Here is a 15,030-nt window from a genome sequence, read left to right as displayed (position 1 = left end):
AGCTGGGCTTGGACAGGATCGCGCCGAATGACGAACACCGAAGCAGTACCACAACCTCCCGCCGAAACCACCGCCGACACCGAAGCGGCGGCTGCGGCTGCGCTGCCGTGGGCAGAGGTTGAGGCCGAACACTTCAAAATGCTGCGCCTGGCGCCCTTGGCCACCGATCGCGCAACCGGCGCCCGTCCCTTGCGCTTTGTGCAGTTTGGCTACGCCGAGCGCAACAACAAGGACCACAGCCTGCTGCGCATGGTCATCCAGTTGCCTGCCCAACGGGTGCGGCGCGAACAGAATCACCTGGATGTGTGGGTCGATCATGCCACCCACCGCGTGCACTTCGGCCCAAGCAACAGCCTGGAAATCGAACCCGCGAACCGAGGCCTTGGCCGCTTCCTGGTAGCCCAGGGCGCTGCGTGGGCAAAAAAGAAGTGGTCGCACTATCGCGTCGACGGCGTCGACCTGGCGAACAAGGACGCGCTGAACGAAGCCACGCGCCTGCGTCGCGACCACTTTTTGCGGATCCAGGGTTTTGATGTGGCCTATGCCGATGTCCAGCACCTGAAAGGCCATGTGCAGCCGGGCAAGGTCAGCGAAGTGCTGGACAGCTGGAACACCGAGAAAGTGCAGTTCGTGGAAATCCTCGAAGCGGCGCAAATGCTGCAACAGGCCGAACAAAACCTGGCCGAGCAGGAAGTGAAGCTGCGCCACGAGGAAGAAAAGGTCATCAAGTTCAAGCGCGAGGACAGCGGCTTGCGCTTCACCATCACCTGCCTGGTGGCGTTTACCGTGTTCCAGGCGGGATTATTGATCTGGATTGCGACGCATCGCTGACCACTCGATTTCACTGAACAATACAAATCAAATGTGGGAGCGGGCTTGCTCGCGAAAGCAGCGGATCAGTCGGTACATGTATTGACTGATCCATCGCTTTCGCGAGCAAGCCCGCTCCCACATTCAGTTCCGCCTGATCAGACGCGAGAGGCAAACACCGCCTGATGGGCCCGGCACTGCTCCGCCGTCAGCATGAATACGCCATGCCCGCCGTTCTGGAATTCCAGCCAGGCAAAATCCACTTCCGGGTACAGCGCTTCAACGTGCACCTGGCTGTTGCCCACTTCGACAATCAGCAAGCCCTTCTCGGTCAGATGATCGGCCGCCTCGGCCAACATCCGGCGCACCAGGTTCAAGCCATCGTCACCGCAGGCCAGGCCCAATTCGGGTTCGTGCTGGTATTCATCGGGCATGTCGGCAAAGTCTTCGGCATCGACATACGGCGGGTTGGACACAATCAGGTCAAAACGCTGGCCGGGCAAACCGTCGAAGCCGTCCCCCTGCACGGTGTACACGCGCTCGTCGGCGCCATGGCGCTCGATGTTCTGGTTGGCCACTTCCAGTGCTTCGAAGGACAAGTCCCCCAGCACCACTTCGGCTTCCTGGAACTCGTAGGCGCAGGCGATGCCGATGCAACCGGAGCCGGTGCACAGGTCAAGGATGCGCGCCGGCGGCTGGGCCAGCCAGGGCTCAAAGCGGTTTTCGATCAACTCGCCAATCGGTGAGCGCGGGATCAGCACGCGCTCGTCGACGATAAACGACATGCCGCAGAACCAGGCTTCTTTCAACAGGTAGGCCGTGGGCACGCGCTCGTGGATACGGCGATGCAGCAGACGCTGTACGTGGGAAATCTCTTCTTCTTCGAGGTTGCAGTCCAGGTAGCTGTCGGCAATTTCCCAAGGCAGGTGCAGTGCACCCAGTACCAATTGCCGGGCTTCGTCCCAGGCATTGTCCGTACCATGGCCAAAAAACAGGTCTTCCCCATGGAAACGGCTGACAGCCCAACGGATATGGTCGCGCAAGGTGCGCAGGCGGGAAGTGATCACGGGGGCAAGCTCCAGGAAAAAACGACTGGCAATTCTAACAGCCTTAAGCTGTACGGACGATGTATGAAAAACTGCGACGGCGCGTCAGACTCAACCTGATTCAAGGTTTTTCTGCTATACCGCTGTCCCTCTTGACATGGCTGTAGGCCAACAACGGCGCACCTTACGTTAGTAGCGATTCACAGAACCGCTCAGCCAGAGGACAATGTCGCAAAAGCCCCACTCACAGGAGCCCCAGAATGTCCGTTCCAAAGACGATGTTTCAACTCAGCGGTCGCGGTTACGCACCGGCCAATTTGAGCCACGCGACCCTTGTGATCATCGATGCCCAGAAAGAATATTTGAGCGGCCCGCTCGCCCTGTCGGGCATGGACGCCGCCGTGGAAAACATCAAGCAACTGAGTGCTGCCGCCCGCAAGGCCGGGCGCCCGATCGTGCATGTCCGTCACCTGGGCACCGTCGGCGGCCTGTTCGACCCTCAGGGCGAGCGCGGCGAATTCATCCCCGGCCTGGAGCCGCACGATGACGAAACCATCATCGGCAAGCTGCTGCCCAGCGCTTTCCACGGCACGCAGCTGGAAAAAACCCTGCAGGAGCTGGGCTCCCTGGACTTGATCGTCTGTGGTTTCATGAGCCACTCCAGCGTCAGCACCACGGTGCGCGCAGCGAAGAACCTGGGCTTTCGTTGCACCCTGGTGGAAGACGCCTGCGCCACCCGCGACCTGCCTTACAAGGGCGGCATCCTCAGCGCCGAACATGTGCAGCAAACGGAAATGGCCATCATGGCCGACAACTTCGCCACCCTCGCCTTGACCCAAGATCTGATCTGATCGCCCTGTTGATGAGCGGCGCGGCCACCTCAGGCCCCGCTCATCCGCTAAAGCCTGTCATTTACCGCAATTGCCTCCCAGCCCGGAACAAGTTGTTTATCTTCCGGTCGAAGGGCCGATACCCTGGAGGAAAGGTCGGGATGAAGATATCCGATGGTTTTGACGCTCGTCGCTTGCGCCCCAAGGGCCCGAGCAACTGGCGTCTGCGCCTGGGCGTAGCGTTTGCTGCGTTGCTCGCGCTGTTTGGCTTGCTGCTTTCGTTGGCGGGTGCAGCCGCGCTGCTGGGCCATTCGCCCGCGCTCGGCGAGCTCAATACCAGCCCCGGCGGCGCGGCGCTGCTGTTGGCCGGCGGGCTGTTGATCCTGTGGCTGGGAATTTGGTGGTGGCGCCGTTGCCGGCGCCGTATGCACCAGCCGCTGTCGCTGAACATCGCCTCGCACCTGATGAAAAAGCACGATTGAGGGAACACTGATAGCGTTTTGTCCCGCATCAACCGCCTCGATTTGGGTAAACTGCCCGCCCTTCGCGGAGGCTGACATGCAAGACGACGATTTTTCCCTGTTCAAAAACGAGCTGCGCGGTGTCAAGCCGATCAAGCACGACCGCGCCGACACCGGCAAACCCAAGACCGACCGCGCACAGATCGCCAAACTGCGCCAGGCGGCCACGGTGCGTACGGATGCCACCACGGTGGACGGTCTGTCGGACCAGTTCGTGATTGACGTCGGCCCCGAGGACGAGTTGATGTGGTCCCGCGACGGGGTCCAGGAAAGCCAGGTGCGCAAGCTCAAGGCCGGACAGATTCCCTTCGAAGGCAGCCTCGACCTGCACGGCATGACTGTGGAAAAGGCCCGGGAAACCCTCTGGGCCTTCCTGGCCGAAGCCACCAAGTTCGAAATCCGCTGCGTGCGCGTGACCCACGGCAAGGCCGTGCGCCTGGACGGCAAGCGCCCGATGATCAAAAGCCACGTCAACACCTGGTTGCGCCAGCACACCCAAGTGCTCGGTTTCACCTCCTGCCAACCGCGCCATGGCGGTGCCGGGGCGGTGTATGTGATGCTCAAGCGCACGATGCTCGAAGGGCGTGACGAGTAACCCACGCTTGCAGCGATCTGCCGGCCACCGTACCCTTGCACTTTGCGAAAATCCCACAGGTAGTTTCATGTCCCTGGAACAGAATTACACAGCGATCCTCGGCCAAATCGGCGAGGACGTTTCCCGCGAGGGCCTGCTCGACACGCCAAAACGTGCCGCCAAGGCCATGCAGTACCTTTGCCGCGGCTACGAGCAAACCCTGGAAGAGGTCACCAACGGTGCCCTGTTCAGCTCCGATAACAGCGAAATGGTGCTGGTCAAGGACATCGAGTTGTACTCGCTGTGCGAACACCACCTGCTGCCGTTCATCGGCAAGGCCCATGTCGCCTATATCCCTAGCGGCAAGGTCCTGGGCCTGTCGAAGGTCGCGCGGATTGTCGATATGTATGCCCGTCGCCTGCAGATCCAGGAAAACCTCAGCCGCCAGATCGCCGAAGCGGTCCAGCAGGTGACCGGTGCCCTGGGCGTTGCCGTGGTGATCGAGGCCAAGCACATGTGCATGATGATGCGCGGTGTGGAGAAACAGAATTCGTCGATGATCACCTCGGTGATGCTGGGTGAGTTCCGCGAAAACGCGGCGACCCGCAGCGAGTTCCTCAGCCTGATCAAGTAACAGGCTGCGTCAGAAAAAACCGGCATTCATCGCCGGTTTTTTTTCGCCTGTAAAAATCAGGTAAGCTGCGGCCCCTTCTGTCCTGGGCAAGAGGTTTCAGCCATGTTCGTCAAAGCACTTCGAGTGGGCCTCGGCCACGTCATCATCGCGGGCGACTTACTTACCCGCCCGCGTAAAAAGCAGCGCCCCGCCGAGCAACAGGCACAGGTCAATGAAGCGGCCAAGGGCCTGACCCTGTACCAATTCCACGCCTGCCCGTTCTGCGTGAAAACCCGCCGCACCCTGCACCGCCTGAATGTGCCGGTGGCGCTCAAGGATGCGAAGAACAACGAGCAAGACCGCCAGGCTTTGCTTACCCAAGGCGGCAAGATCAAGGTGCCATGCCTGCGCATCGAAGAAAATGGCCAGACCACCTGGATGTATGACTCCAAGGTGATCATCGACTACCTGGACAAGCGCTTCGCCGCGATCTGACAGAAAACGCAGTGCAAATGTGGGAACGGGCTTGCTCGCGATGGCGGTGTGTCAGTCAATATTCGACAACTGACCCTCCGCCATCGCGGGCAAGCCCGCTCCCACATTTAGGTCACGCCTATCAGTCGAGCATCGGCACATGCCGGGGATGGCTGGCCACGCGCGCAAGCCAGGCTTGTACGGCCGGATAAGGGCTCAGGTCAAAACCACCCTCATGGGCCACATGGGTGTAGGCATACAGCGCAATGTCGGCGATCGAATACTGGTCGCCCACCAGGTATGGCGTGGCTTGCAGCTGTTTTTCCATGACCCTCAGCGCCTTGTAGCCGCCTTTATGGGTGGTCTTGTACTCCTCCAGCCGATCCTCCGGCAGCCCCAGGTAAAGCTGGATAAACCGCGCCACGGCAATGTACGGTTCATGGCTGTACTGCTCGAAAAACTGCCACTGCAACACCTGGGTGCGCAGGCGCGGTTCGCTGGGCAGGAACTCGCTGCCGTCGGCGAGGAAGTTGAGGATGGCGTTGGATTCCCACAGGCAGGTGCCGTCTTCGAGCTCCAGGACCGGGATCTTGCCGTTGGGGTTCTTCGCCAGGAACTCGGCGGTCTGGGTGTCGCCGTTCAAAATATCGACATTCACCCACTCGTATGCGATGCCGAGCAGGTTGAGCATCAACTTGACCTTGTAGCAGTTGCCCGAGCGGTAATCGCCATAAACCTTGTACATGAAGCTCCCCTTATGCCGCTTGCGCGAGCTGTGCTTGACGGATCACCGCCGCGAGACGCTTGAGACCTTCGTCCAGGCGCGTCGGGTCGATGTGGCTGAAATTGAGCCGCAGGTGCCCGTGGTGCTGGTCCGGCTCGGAAAAGAACGGTTCACCGGGCATGAACGCCACGTCCTGGTCGAGCGCTGGTGCCAATAAAGTGCGGGTATCGAGGGGCTGTTTCAAGGTCAGCCAGAAGAATAATCCACCCTGGGGCACTTGCCAGTCCGCCAGTTCCTGGAAATGCCGCGTCAGTGCCAGCTGGAATCCATCGCGCCGCTCACGGTAAAAACTGCGCAATTGCCCCAGGTGTTGCTGGTAGCGCTCGGTGCCGATCCACTGCATGGCCTGCCACTGGCCGACGCGGTTGGTGTGCAGGTCCGCCGACTGCTTGAGCTTGAGCAGGTGGGGAAACAGGTCGGGGCTGGCGATCAGGTAGCCGACCCGTAAACCGGGGAGCAAGGTCTTGGATACGGTGCTAGTGTAGATCCAACTGGCCTTGCGTAACCGGCTGACAATCGGCCGCGCACTGCCGCCGTCGAAGGTCAGCTCGCGGTAGGGCTCGTCTTCGATCAGGGTCACGCCGAACTCATCCAGCAGCGCCGCTACCGCATCGCGCTTGGCTTCGCTGTAGCGCACCGCCGAGGGGTTCTGGAAGGTCGGGATCAGGTAGATGAACGCCGGGCGATGGCGTTCCAGGCGGCTGCGCAGTGCCGTCAGGTCCGGGCCATCGGCTTCCAGTTCCACGGTCAGGCAATCGGCGCCGAACAGTTGGAAGATCTGCAGGGCCGCCAGGTAGGTCGGGCCCTCCAGCAGGATCTGCGTGCCTTGGTCGATATACAGCTTGGCCGCCAGGTCCAGGGTTTGCTGCGAGCCGCTGACCACCAGGACCTGGCTGGCATCGCAGGCCACCCCCAGCGCCCGCGCTTCGGCCGCCAGCAACTCGCGCAATTGCGGCTCGCCTTCACTCATGCCGTACTGGCCCATGGCCGGTGGCATAGCTTGCCAATCCAGCGCCGGCAGCATGGCTTCGGCTGGCAGGCCACCGGCAAATGACATGACCTGCGGGCGCTGGGCCGCCGCGAGGATTTCACGGATCAAGGAGCTTTTAAGGCGCGAAACACGTTCTGAGAAAGCCATGGGGTCACCGGTAGCAAAGCCTGGGAAAAATACGTCAAACTGGTTGACCAAAATTACGACGACCCAGGTAGATACGTCAATATGCTTGACCTTAAAAACCAGACCTCGCAGCAAGCCGCCATGGAAGCGTTCTTCTTCGGCTACCAGGCCTTTACCGCCAAGGCCGATGAAATGCTGGAGCGCCGAGGCTTGAGCCGGGTGCATCAGCGCATTGTGTTTTTTATCGCCCGCTACCCGGCCTTGAGCGTCAAACAACTGCTGGAACTGCTGGGGGTGAGCAAGCAGGCGCTGAATATGCCGTTGCGCCAATTGCAGGAAATGCACCTGGTCGACAGCGTGGCCTCGGACACCGACAAACGTAAGCGCCTGCTGCACTTGACCGAGGAAGGCCAGCGCTTCGAACACGCCCTGCGCCGCGAGCAAGTCAAGTTGCTGCAGCGCGCCTTTGCCGAAGCCGGCGAGGACGCGGTGAATGGTTGGCTGGCGGTGAACAAGGCGCTGACCCTGCCTTGAAATTGGCCTTTCATCTTTTTTGCACACATAATCGCAAACATTATTTGCTTTATTTGTATACAAAAGCATAATTCGCTTCGTGCGAGTTCCTGACCTACTGGTCAACAAAGCCCGCTGGTACCTCAAAGCGCCGCTGCCCCACTCATGTGTCCGGCGCTGGAAATAACAATAAAACTCTTGAGGAGTACTTGCTGTGGAAAGCCATAAATCCGACGCCCCGACCCTGGACCTCAGTCCGCCGCATCTTGCGACTACAAAGCAGGGTTGGCTGGAACGCCTGTTCAAACTCAGCCTGCATGGCACCACAGTGAAGACCGAACTGATCGCCGGCCTCACCACGTTTATCACCATGGCCTACATCATTTTCGTCAACCCCAACATCATGGCCGACGCCGGCATCGACCACGGCGCCGCCTTTGTCGCGACCTGTATCGCCGCCGCGCTCGGTTGCCTGTTGATGGGCCTGTACGCCAACTGGCCGGTCGGCCTGGCGCCGGGCATGGGCTTGAATGCGTTTTTTACCTACACCGTGGTCGGCACCATGGGCTACACCTGGGAGACCGCGCTGGGTGCGGTGTTTATCTCCGGCGTGCTGTTCATGATCCTGACACTGTCGCGCATCCGCGAATGGCTGCTCAACAGCATCCCGGTGAGCCTGCGCCATGCCATGGGCGCCGGGGTGGGTCTGTTCCTGGGGGTGATCGGCCTGAAAACCGCCGGCATCATCGTGGCCAGCCCCGCCACCCTGATCAAGCTCGGTTCCCTGCATGAGCCGGCGCCGCTGCTGGCGGCCGTGTGCTTCCTGCTGATCGCGATCCTCAGCTATCACCGGGTGTTCGGCGCGATCCTGATCAGCATCATCGCCGTCACCCTGGCCGGCTGGGGCCTGGGGCTGGTGCAGTACCAGGGTATCGTTGCCGCACCGCCGAGCCTGGCGCCCACCTGGATGGCGATGGACGTGATGGGCGTGTTCAACGTGAGCATGATCAGCGTGGTATTCGCCTTCCTGTTTGTACACATGTTCGACACCGCCGGCACCTTGATGGGCGTCGCCCAGCGTGCAGGCCTGGTGAAGGCCGATGGCAAGATCGAAAACCTCTCGCGGGCCTTGAAAGCCGACAGTGCCTCCAGCGTGTTTGGCGCGGTGGTCGGTGTGCCGCCGGTCACCAGTTACGTGGAAAGCGCTGCGGGTGTGGCGGCCGGTGGGCGCACCGGGCTGACGGCCGTGACCGTGGGCGTGCTGTTTGTGGCGGCGATGTTTTTCGCCCCGCTGGCGGGCATGATTCCTGCGTATGCCACGGCCGGCGCGCTGATTTATGTAGCGATGCTGATGATGAGCGGCATGGCCCATATCGAATGGGACGACGCCACCGACAGCATTCCGGCGATTGTCACGGCAATCATGATGCCCCTGACCTTCTCGGTCGCCGACGGCATCGCCCTGGGCTTTATCACCTACGTGGCGCTCAAGGCCGGCACGGGCAAGTACAAACAGATTTCCATCAGCCTGTGGGTGCTGTGCGCGATTTTCATCGCCAAGTTTGTGTTCCTGTAACGCGAAAGCTGGCGAAAACCGCCTCACCTCCGGGTGGGGCTTTTGCATGTATGGAGGAATGTAATGAGCGTGGAAACCTGGCTGCTGTTCAGCGGCGCTGCTTTGATCGTGATCCTGATTCCGGGGCCGCTGTCGCTGCTGATGATCAGCAACAGCCTGAACTACGGCCTGCGCCGTTCGTATCCGGCGTTTCTGGGCGGGGTGTTCGCCTCGATCTGCCTATTGAGCGCCTCGGCCCTGGGCCTGGGCGCGCTGTTGCTGGCGTCGGAGCAGTTGTTCAGCGCCCTGAAGATCGTCGGTGCGCTGTACTTGTTCTACCTCGCCTGGCAGAGCTGGCAGCAATCGCGCCTGCCGTCCAAGGGCGCCGTGGTACCGGACGCAGCGCCTGTGCCGCGTTTTCGTGCACTGTTTGGCCGGGCGTTTGTGCTGGGCGCCAGCAACCCCAAGGACATTCTGTTTTTCGCCGCCTTCCTGCCGCAGTTTCTCAGCAGCCAGCAACCGTTCCTGCCACAACTGCTGATCATGATCGCCACCTGGACCGTGCTGGACCTGCTGTGCAAACTGGCCTATGGCCTGGGTGCCCACGGCGCCGCGCGCTACCTGCGCACCGGCAAGGGCCAGAGCTGGTTCAATCGCTTCAGTGCCGGGCTGTTTGGCAGCGCTGGGGCGGCGTCGCTGCTCAGGGGCTAACACACAACCCTGTGGGGCTCGACAGCTCCCACAAGGGTTCCTCTGGTTCGCTGGCATTGGCTCATGACCCGCCTTTTTGCGGGCAAAAAAAAGCCCGCAGTGTGCGCGGGCGAAACCAACGAAGAGCATTTGGGGGTGTGAAGCCAGGTGACGACTCAGCTACCGCGATAGGTGGAGTAGCTGTAGGGCGAAATCAGCAGGGGCACATGGTAGTGATCCTGTTCGGCGCTGATGCCAAAGCGCAGCACCACCACATCGAGAAACGCCGGCTGGGGCAATTGCACACCACGGGCGCGGTAGTAATCCCCGGCACTGAACTGCAACTGGTAGACGCCACTGCGGTAGTCATCACCTTGCAGCAACGGGGCGTCGCAACGGCCATCGCTGTTGGTCAGGGTGCTGGCGACCAGTTCCAGCTGGGCGCCTTCGACGCGATACAGTTCAACCTTGATGGCGCTGCCTGGGCAGCCGTGCGCGGCGTCCAGTACGTGTGTGGTCAGTCGTCCCATGGATCGGAGCTCCCAAGTCATCAGTTAATAAGCGGCCGCACCTTTGCGGGGCACTGAAAAGCCGGCGATGGCTGATTAAGACACTTTTCAAAAAAATTGTACACAATAAATTCAACAAATCCCCTTCCCCCCTGCAGCAGCAGGCTTGTCGACCGTGCTGGTGTATCCCTCAGCAATGCCGTCACTCGACGTTGGCCATCGTCGGCAAGCCAGGGCCTACAGTAAAGCTGCGTCGTAGATTTGCATATTTTAGTTGACCAGTCGGGCAAGTTTCTTGCAAGGATAGGTCGAGGCGACCGCCTGGAAAAAATGCAAAAATACAGGCTTACAAAGTGAGCATTAAGTTGTATACAATCAGCCCATCGCTGTGACGCAACAGCCGCCACACCCTTGATCACGAACAAGAAGGAAGACTGCAGTGAGCGCTGACTACCCACGCGACCTGATCGGTTACGGCAGTAACCCTGCGCACCCACACTGGCCTGGCAAGGCGCGTATCGCCCTGTCGTTCGTACTCAATTACGAAGAAGGCGGTGAGCGCAATATCCTGCATGGCGACAAAGAGTCCGAAGCCTTCCTCTCGGAAATGGTCTCGGCCCAACCGCTGCAAGGCGCGCGCAACATGAGCATGGAGTCGCTGTACGAATACGGCAGCCGTGCCGGCGTGTGGCGCATCCTCAAGCTGTTCAAGGAATTCGACATTCCGCTGACCATCTTCGCCGTGGCCATGGCCGCCCAGCGCCACCCCGAGGTGATCCGCGCGATGGTCGCCGCCGGCCATGAGATCTGCAGCCACGGCTACCGCTGGATCGACTACCAGTACATGGACGAGGCCCAGGAGCGTGAGCACATGCTCGAGGCCATCCGCATCCTCACCGAGCTGACCGGCGAGCGCCCGCTGGGCTGGTACACCGGGCGCACCGGCCCCAATACGCGGCGGCTGGTGATGGAGGAAGGTGGCTTTCTGTATGACTGCGACACCTATGACGACGACCTGCCCTACTGGGAACCCAACAACCCCACCGGCAAGCCGCACCTGGTGATCCCCTACACCCTGGACACCAACGACATGCGCTTTACCCAGGTCCAGGGGTTCAACAAGGGCGATGACTTTTTCGAGTACCTCAAAGACGCGTTCGACGTGCTGTATGCCGAAGGGGCAGAGGCGCCGAAGATGCTGTCCATCGGCCTGCATTGCCGCCTGATCGGCCGCCCGGCGCGCCTTGCTGCACTCAAGCGCTTTATCGAATACGCCAAGGGCCATGACCAGGTGTGGTTCGCCCGCCGCGTCGATATTGCCCGCCACTGGCATGACGTCCACCCTTTCCAGGGAGCCGCCAAATGACTGCTTTCCAGACCTTGAAACCATCGGCCCTCGGCCGTGACGCATTCGTCGCAGCCTTTGCCGATATCTACGAACACTCGCCATGGGTGGCCGAAAAGGCCTTCGACCTGGGCCAGGACGCCTCGATCGACGAGATCGAAACCCTGCACCAGCGCATGAGCGATATCCTATTGAGCGCCGATCACACCAGGCAACTGGCCCTGATCAACGCTCACCCGGACCTGGCGGGCAAAGCTGCCGTCCAGGGCCAACTGACCGAAGCCAGCACGAATGAACAAGCTGGCGCCGGTATCCACCAATGCACGGCCGAAGAGTTTTCTCGCTTCACCGAGCTGAACGACGCCTACAAGGCCAAGTTCAAGTTTCCCTTCATCATGGCGGTAAAAGGCAGCAACCGGCATCAGATCCTCGCCGCGTTTGAAACGCGCATCCACAACCCGGTCGACACCGAGTTCAAGTGCGCGCTGGCAGAGATCAACAAGATCGCGTTGTTCCGTTTATTGACCCTCTAAACGACCATCCCCAGCCACTCTATCTAAGGCAGACAAGAAGAATGAAAGCTTACGCCGTACCTTTCGAAAAGTTCGTCAACCTGGCCGACGCCCGCCTGGGCACCAAGATCATCTCGGTGACCGATGACTGGTTCGCCGACGCCAACCGACTGTTCCAGCCGACCCCGGCCGTATGGAAGGAGGGCGTTTTCGATGATAACGGCAAGTGGATGGACGGCTGGGAGTCACGCCGCAAGCGCTTCGAAGGCTTCGACAGCGCAGTGATCCGCCTGGGCGTACCGGGTTCGATCAAGGGCGTGGACATCGACACTTCATTCTTCACCGGCAACTTCCCGCCATCGGCGTCCCTGGAAGGCTGCTTCCTGGCTACCGGCGAGCCCGATGACAACACCCAGTGGGTCGAAGTGCTGTCTGCCGTGGAGTTGCAGGGCAACAGCCATCACTTCCACGAGATCAACAACGACCAGGCGTTCAGCCACCTGCGCTTCAACATCTACCCGGATGGTGGCGTGGCCCGTCTGCGCGTGTACGGCATTCCGTTCCGCGACTGGTCGGCCGTGGGCGACAACGAACAAGTGGACCTGGCCTCCTCCCTCAATGGCGGGCGTGCCCTGGCGTGTTCCGACGAGCACTTCGGGCGCATGGGCAACATCCTCAACCCGGGCCGTGGCATCAACATGGGCGATGGCTGGGAAACCGCGCGCCGTCGCACGCCAGGCAATGACTGGGTAATCGTCGCGCTGGGACATGCCGGCGAGATCGACAAAGTAGTGGTCGACACCCTGCACTTCAAGGGCAACTACCCGGACACGTGCTCGATCCAGGGCGCGTTCGTCAAGGGCGGTACCGACAGCCAGATCGAAACCCAATCGCTGTTCTGGCGTGAACTGCTGCCAGCACAGAAGCTGGAAATGCACGCCGAACACACCTTCGCCGAGCAGATCAAGGCACTGGGCCCGATCACCCACATCCGCCTCAACGTGTTCCCGGACGGTGGCGTGAGCCGCCTGCGGGTGTTCGGCAAGGTCGCTAAGTAACACCCGATGATCGTTCCCACGCTCCGCGTGGGAATGCATCCCGTGACGCTACGCGTCACAAACAACGGACGCAGAGCGTCCATGGCAGCGTTCCCACGCAGAGCGTGGGAACGATCCAACACAGCATTCGGATAAGAAGACAGCCATGCGCACACTGATGATCGAACCCTTGACCAAAGAAGCCTTCGCCCCTTTCGGAGACGTTATCGAAACCGATGGCAGCGATCACTTCATGATCAACAACGGCTCGACCATGCGCTTTCATAAACTGGCGACGGTTGAAACCGCCACGCCAGAAGATCACGCCATCATCAGCATCTTCCGCGCCGACGCGCAGGACATGCCGCTGACCGTGTGCATGCTGGAAAGACACCCGCTGGGCAGCCAGGCCTTTATTCCGCTGCTCGGCAACCCCTTTCTGATCGTGGTCGCGCCCATTGGCGATGCACCTGTATCAGGCTTGGTCCGCGCCTTCGTCACCAACGGCAGGCAGGGCATTAATTACCATCGCGGCGTCTGGCACCACCCGGTGCTGACGATCGAAAAGCGGGATGACTTCCTGGTGGTTGATCGCAGTGGCACAGGCAATAACTGCGATGAGCATTTTTTCAAAGAGGATGAGCGGTTGATCCTTGCCCCCCACCAATAAGAGAAGGTCCGATCACCCGACAACAAGGGTGACGGGCGAGAGGTAAAGACTGTGGAAGCACATCTGTTGGAATGGCTGAACCTGAGCGTGCGCTGGGTTCATATGATCACTGGCGTGGCCTGGATCGGTGCGTCTTTCTATTTTGTATGGCTGGAAAACAACCTTAACCGCGTCAACCCAAAAAGCGGCCTGGCTGGCGATTTATGGGCGATCCACGGTGGCGGTATCTACCACCTGGAAAAATACAAACTGGCCCCACCGACCATGCCGGACAACCTGCACTGGTTTAAATGGGAAGCCTATTTCACCTGGATGTCGGGCGTCGCGCTGCTCTGCGTGGTGTTCTACCTCAACCCGACGCTGTACCTGCTCGCCCCCGGCAGCAGCCTCAGTGGTACCGAAGGCGTGTTGCTGGGCATTGGCTCACTGTTCGCTGGCTGGTTCATCTACTCCTTTCTTTGCGACTCGGCCCTGGGCAAACGCCCTGCCCTGCTCGGTTTTATCCTGTTCGTCCTGTTGATCGGCGCGGCCTACGGCTTCAGCAAGGTGTTCAGCGGTCGCGGTGCATACCTGCATGTGGGTGCGATCATCGGCACCATCATGGTCGGCAACGTGTTCCGCATCATCATGCCGGCCCAGCGTGCGCTGGTGGCAGCGATTGCAGAAAACCGCACGCCAGACCCGGCACTGCCGGCCAAGGGCCTGCTGCGTTCGCGACACAACAACTACTTCACCCTGCCCGTGCTGTTCATCATGATCAGCAACCACTTCCCGAGCACCTACGGCAGCCAGTACAACTGGTTGATCCTGGCCGGGATCGCGGTGGCGGCGGTGTTGGTGCGCCACTACTTCAACACCCGTCATGACAGCCAGAAATACGCATGGACCCTGCCGGTCGGCGCCCTGGCGATGATCTGCCTAGCCTATGTCACCGGGCCAAAACCTGTGGCGACTGCACCGGATGTGGCCAAGGCGCCAGCGGCCATCGAGTATCAGCCGTTGCCGGAAACCGCAGTGGGCGGTGGTCTCAAGCCAGCCGCCCCTGCCGCTCCAGCCCCGGCCGCCGAACCGGCTCCGGCCCAGGCTTCGACGGACTTTGGCAAGGTCCACAGCGTGATTGAACAACGCTGCACCGTGTGCCATTCGGCCAAGCCCACCAGCCCGCTGTTCAGTGCCGCGCCGGCCGGGGTGATGTTCGATACCCCGGCGCAGATCCAGCAGCAGGCGGCGCGCATCCAGGCGCAGGCGGTTGCCAGCCAGATCATGCCACTGGGCAACATCACCCAGATGACCCAGCAGGAGCGGGAGTTGATTGGTAGTTGGATCAATCAAGGAGCACGCACCAATTAACTGATCAGCGCAGATCACACTGTAGGAGCTGGCAAGCCCGCTCCTACAGTTGAGAGGTGCAGTGTTTTGAAGATTGGGTT

18 protein-coding genes are annotated in these 15,030 nt (G+C 60.6%); 14 read left to right on the top strand and 4 right to left on the bottom strand.

Annotated elements, in window-relative coordinates; translation table 11 throughout:
• Window positions 1–27: 27 nt before the first annotated feature.
• A complete protein-coding gene (locus HBR93_RS23670; RefSeq protein WP_115127806.1) occupies window positions 28–831 on the top strand; it encodes a hypothetical protein in 804 nt (267 codons plus the stop codon).
• A 137-nt stretch (window positions 832–968) separates the two neighbouring features.
• Here HBR93_RS23670 and prmB read toward each other — a convergent pair whose 3' ends face one another.
• Window positions 969–1,877 (bottom strand): 50S ribosomal protein L3 N(5)-glutamine methyltransferase, encoded by a 909-nt coding sequence (gene prmB, locus HBR93_RS23665; RefSeq protein ID WP_057440732.1) that lies wholly within the window; start codon window positions 1,875–1,877, stop codon window positions 969–971.
• A gap of 239 nt (window positions 1,878–2,116) precedes the next feature.
• On the opposite strand from prmB, the gene HBR93_RS23660 reads away from it, so the two are divergent.
• The 5 genes from HBR93_RS23660 (at window position 2,117) to HBR93_RS23640 (ending at window position 4,889) form a co-directional block, all read left to right on the top strand.
• Entirely contained in the window at window positions 2,117–2,707 is a 591-nt protein-coding gene (locus HBR93_RS23660; RefSeq protein ID WP_057440730.1) for a cysteine hydrolase family protein, read from the top strand.
• A gap of 140 nt (window positions 2,708–2,847) precedes the next feature.
• On the top strand, window positions 2,848–3,168 hold the full coding sequence (locus HBR93_RS23655) for a hypothetical protein (RefSeq protein ID WP_057440727.1): 321 nt from the start codon (window positions 2,848–2,850) through the stop codon (window positions 3,166–3,168).
• Window positions 3,169–3,244: 76 nt separating this feature from the next.
• Window positions 3,245–3,802 (top strand): Smr/MutS family protein, encoded by a 558-nt coding sequence (locus HBR93_RS23650; protein WP_057440725.1) that lies wholly within the window; start codon window positions 3,245–3,247, stop codon window positions 3,800–3,802.
• A gap of 67 nt (window positions 3,803–3,869) precedes the next feature.
• The gene (gene folE / locus HBR93_RS23645; protein WP_057440723.1) at window positions 3,870–4,415 is read left to right on the top strand and encodes a GTP cyclohydrolase I FolE; all 546 of its coding nucleotides are present in this window, start codon (window positions 3,870–3,872) and stop codon (window positions 4,413–4,415) included.
• A gap of 102 nt (window positions 4,416–4,517) precedes the next feature.
• On the top strand, window positions 4,518–4,889 hold the full coding sequence (locus HBR93_RS23640; protein ID WP_057440721.1) for a glutathione S-transferase N-terminal domain-containing protein: 372 nt from the start codon (window positions 4,518–4,520) through the stop codon (window positions 4,887–4,889).
• A 121-nt stretch (window positions 4,890–5,010) separates the two neighbouring features.
• Here HBR93_RS23640 and HBR93_RS23635 read toward each other — a convergent pair whose 3' ends face one another.
• Window positions 5,011–5,613, bottom strand: a complete 603-nt coding sequence (locus HBR93_RS23635) for a glutathione S-transferase family protein (protein ID WP_057440718.1) — start codon at window positions 5,611–5,613, stop codon at window positions 5,011–5,013.
• Between the two features lie 10 nt (window positions 5,614–5,623).
• Window positions 5,624–6,790 carry a PLP-dependent aminotransferase family protein gene (locus HBR93_RS23630; protein ID WP_169961204.1) on the bottom strand — a complete coding sequence of 389 codons (1,167 nt, stop codon included), beginning with the start codon at window positions 6,788–6,790 and terminating at the stop codon, window positions 5,624–5,626.
• A gap of 81 nt (window positions 6,791–6,871) precedes the next feature.
• On the opposite strand from HBR93_RS23630, the gene HBR93_RS23625 reads away from it, so the two are divergent.
• From HBR93_RS23625 to HBR93_RS23615, 3 genes are all read left to right on the top strand, one after another.
• Window positions 6,872–7,303 (top strand): MarR family transcriptional regulator, encoded by a 432-nt coding sequence (locus HBR93_RS23625; protein ID WP_115127729.1) that lies wholly within the window; start codon window positions 6,872–6,874, stop codon window positions 7,301–7,303.
• A gap of 223 nt (window positions 7,304–7,526) precedes the next feature.
• Complete coding sequence (locus HBR93_RS23620) at window positions 7,527–8,858, top strand: NCS2 family permease (protein ID WP_178112265.1); 1,332 nt, start codon at window positions 7,527–7,529, stop codon at window positions 8,856–8,858.
• A 63-nt stretch (window positions 8,859–8,921) separates the two neighbouring features.
• The gene (locus HBR93_RS23615; protein ID WP_057440711.1) at window positions 8,922–9,548 is read left to right on the top strand and encodes a LysE family translocator; all 627 of its coding nucleotides are present in this window, start codon (window positions 8,922–8,924) and stop codon (window positions 9,546–9,548) included.
• A 155-nt stretch (window positions 9,549–9,703) separates the two neighbouring features.
• Here HBR93_RS23615 and uraH read toward each other — a convergent pair whose 3' ends face one another.
• Window positions 9,704–10,057, bottom strand: a complete 354-nt coding sequence (gene uraH, locus HBR93_RS23610) for a hydroxyisourate hydrolase (RefSeq protein ID WP_057440709.1) — start codon at window positions 10,055–10,057, stop codon at window positions 9,704–9,706.
• A 418-nt stretch (window positions 10,058–10,475) separates the two neighbouring features.
• Here uraH and puuE point away from each other — a divergent pair, with 418 nt between their 5' ends.
• The 5 genes from puuE (at window position 10,476) to HBR93_RS23585 (ending at window position 14,950) form a co-directional block, all read left to right on the top strand.
• A complete protein-coding gene (gene puuE / locus HBR93_RS23605; RefSeq protein ID WP_057440707.1) occupies window positions 10,476–11,402 on the top strand; it encodes an allantoinase PuuE in 927 nt (308 codons plus the stop codon).
• Window positions 11,399–11,914 carry a 2-oxo-4-hydroxy-4-carboxy-5-ureidoimidazoline decarboxylase gene (gene uraD, locus HBR93_RS23600; protein WP_169961203.1) on the top strand — a complete coding sequence of 172 codons (516 nt, stop codon included), beginning with the start codon at window positions 11,399–11,401 and terminating at the stop codon, window positions 11,912–11,914. Before puuE ends, uraD begins: the two co-directional genes overlap by 4 nt.
• A 41-nt stretch (window positions 11,915–11,955) precedes the next feature.
• A complete protein-coding gene (alc, locus tag HBR93_RS23595; RefSeq protein WP_057440703.1) occupies window positions 11,956–12,951 on the top strand; it encodes an allantoicase in 996 nt (331 codons plus the stop codon).
• Between the two features lie 145 nt (window positions 12,952–13,096).
• Window positions 13,097–13,600 (top strand): ureidoglycolate lyase, encoded by a 504-nt coding sequence (locus HBR93_RS23590; RefSeq protein ID WP_057440701.1) that lies wholly within the window; start codon window positions 13,097–13,099, stop codon window positions 13,598–13,600.
• Between the two features lie 51 nt (window positions 13,601–13,651).
• Window positions 13,652–14,950 (top strand): urate hydroxylase PuuD, encoded by a 1,299-nt coding sequence (locus HBR93_RS23585; protein ID WP_057959037.1) that lies wholly within the window; start codon window positions 13,652–13,654, stop codon window positions 14,948–14,950.
• The last annotated feature ends 80 nt before the right edge of the window (window positions 14,951–15,030 follow it).

The organism is Pseudomonas sp. WS 5411 (assembly GCF_012985595.1).
Taxonomy (GTDB): Bacteria; Pseudomonadota; Gammaproteobacteria; order Pseudomonadales; family Pseudomonadaceae; genus Aquipseudomonas; species Aquipseudomonas shahriarae.
This window is presented reverse-complemented; position numbering and strand designations above follow the sequence as displayed.

Coding starts and splice junctions, on each gene's coding strand:
- HBR93_RS23640 (WP_057440721.1), top strand. CDS start 4,518: ATGTTCGTCAAAGCACTTCGAGTGGGCCTCGGCCACGTCATCATCGCG.
- HBR93_RS23590 (WP_057440701.1), top strand. CDS start 13,097: ATGCGCACACTGATGATCGAACCCTTGACCAAAGAAGCCTTCGCCCCT.
- HBR93_RS23635 (WP_057440718.1), bottom strand. CDS start 5,613: ATGTACAAGGTTTATGGCGATTACCGCTCGGGCAACTGCTACAAGGTC.
- HBR93_RS23655 (WP_057440727.1), top strand. CDS start 2,848: ATGAAGATATCCGATGGTTTTGACGCTCGTCGCTTGCGCCCCAAGGGC.
- HBR93_RS23625 (WP_115127729.1), top strand. CDS start 6,872: ATGCTTGACCTTAAAAACCAGACCTCGCAGCAAGCCGCCATGGAAGCG.
- uraH (WP_057440709.1), bottom strand. CDS start 10,057: ATGGGACGACTGACCACACACGTACTGGACGCCGCGCACGGCTGCCCA.
- HBR93_RS23630 (WP_169961204.1), bottom strand. CDS start 6,790: ATGGCTTTCTCAGAACGTGTTTCGCGCCTTAAAAGCTCCTTGATCCGT.
- HBR93_RS23670 (WP_115127806.1), top strand. CDS start 28: ATGACGAACACCGAAGCAGTACCACAACCTCCCGCCGAAACCACCGCC.
- HBR93_RS23650 (WP_057440725.1), top strand. CDS start 3,245: ATGCAAGACGACGATTTTTCCCTGTTCAAAAACGAGCTGCGCGGTGTC.
- folE (WP_057440723.1), top strand. CDS start 3,870: ATGTCCCTGGAACAGAATTACACAGCGATCCTCGGCCAAATCGGCGAG.
- HBR93_RS23615 (WP_057440711.1), top strand. CDS start 8,922: ATGAGCGTGGAAACCTGGCTGCTGTTCAGCGGCGCTGCTTTGATCGTG.
- alc (WP_057440703.1), top strand. CDS start 11,956: ATGAAAGCTTACGCCGTACCTTTCGAAAAGTTCGTCAACCTGGCCGAC.
- HBR93_RS23660 (WP_057440730.1), top strand. CDS start 2,117: ATGTCCGTTCCAAAGACGATGTTTCAACTCAGCGGTCGCGGTTACGCA.
- uraD (WP_169961203.1), top strand. CDS start 11,399: ATGACTGCTTTCCAGACCTTGAAACCATCGGCCCTCGGCCGTGACGCA.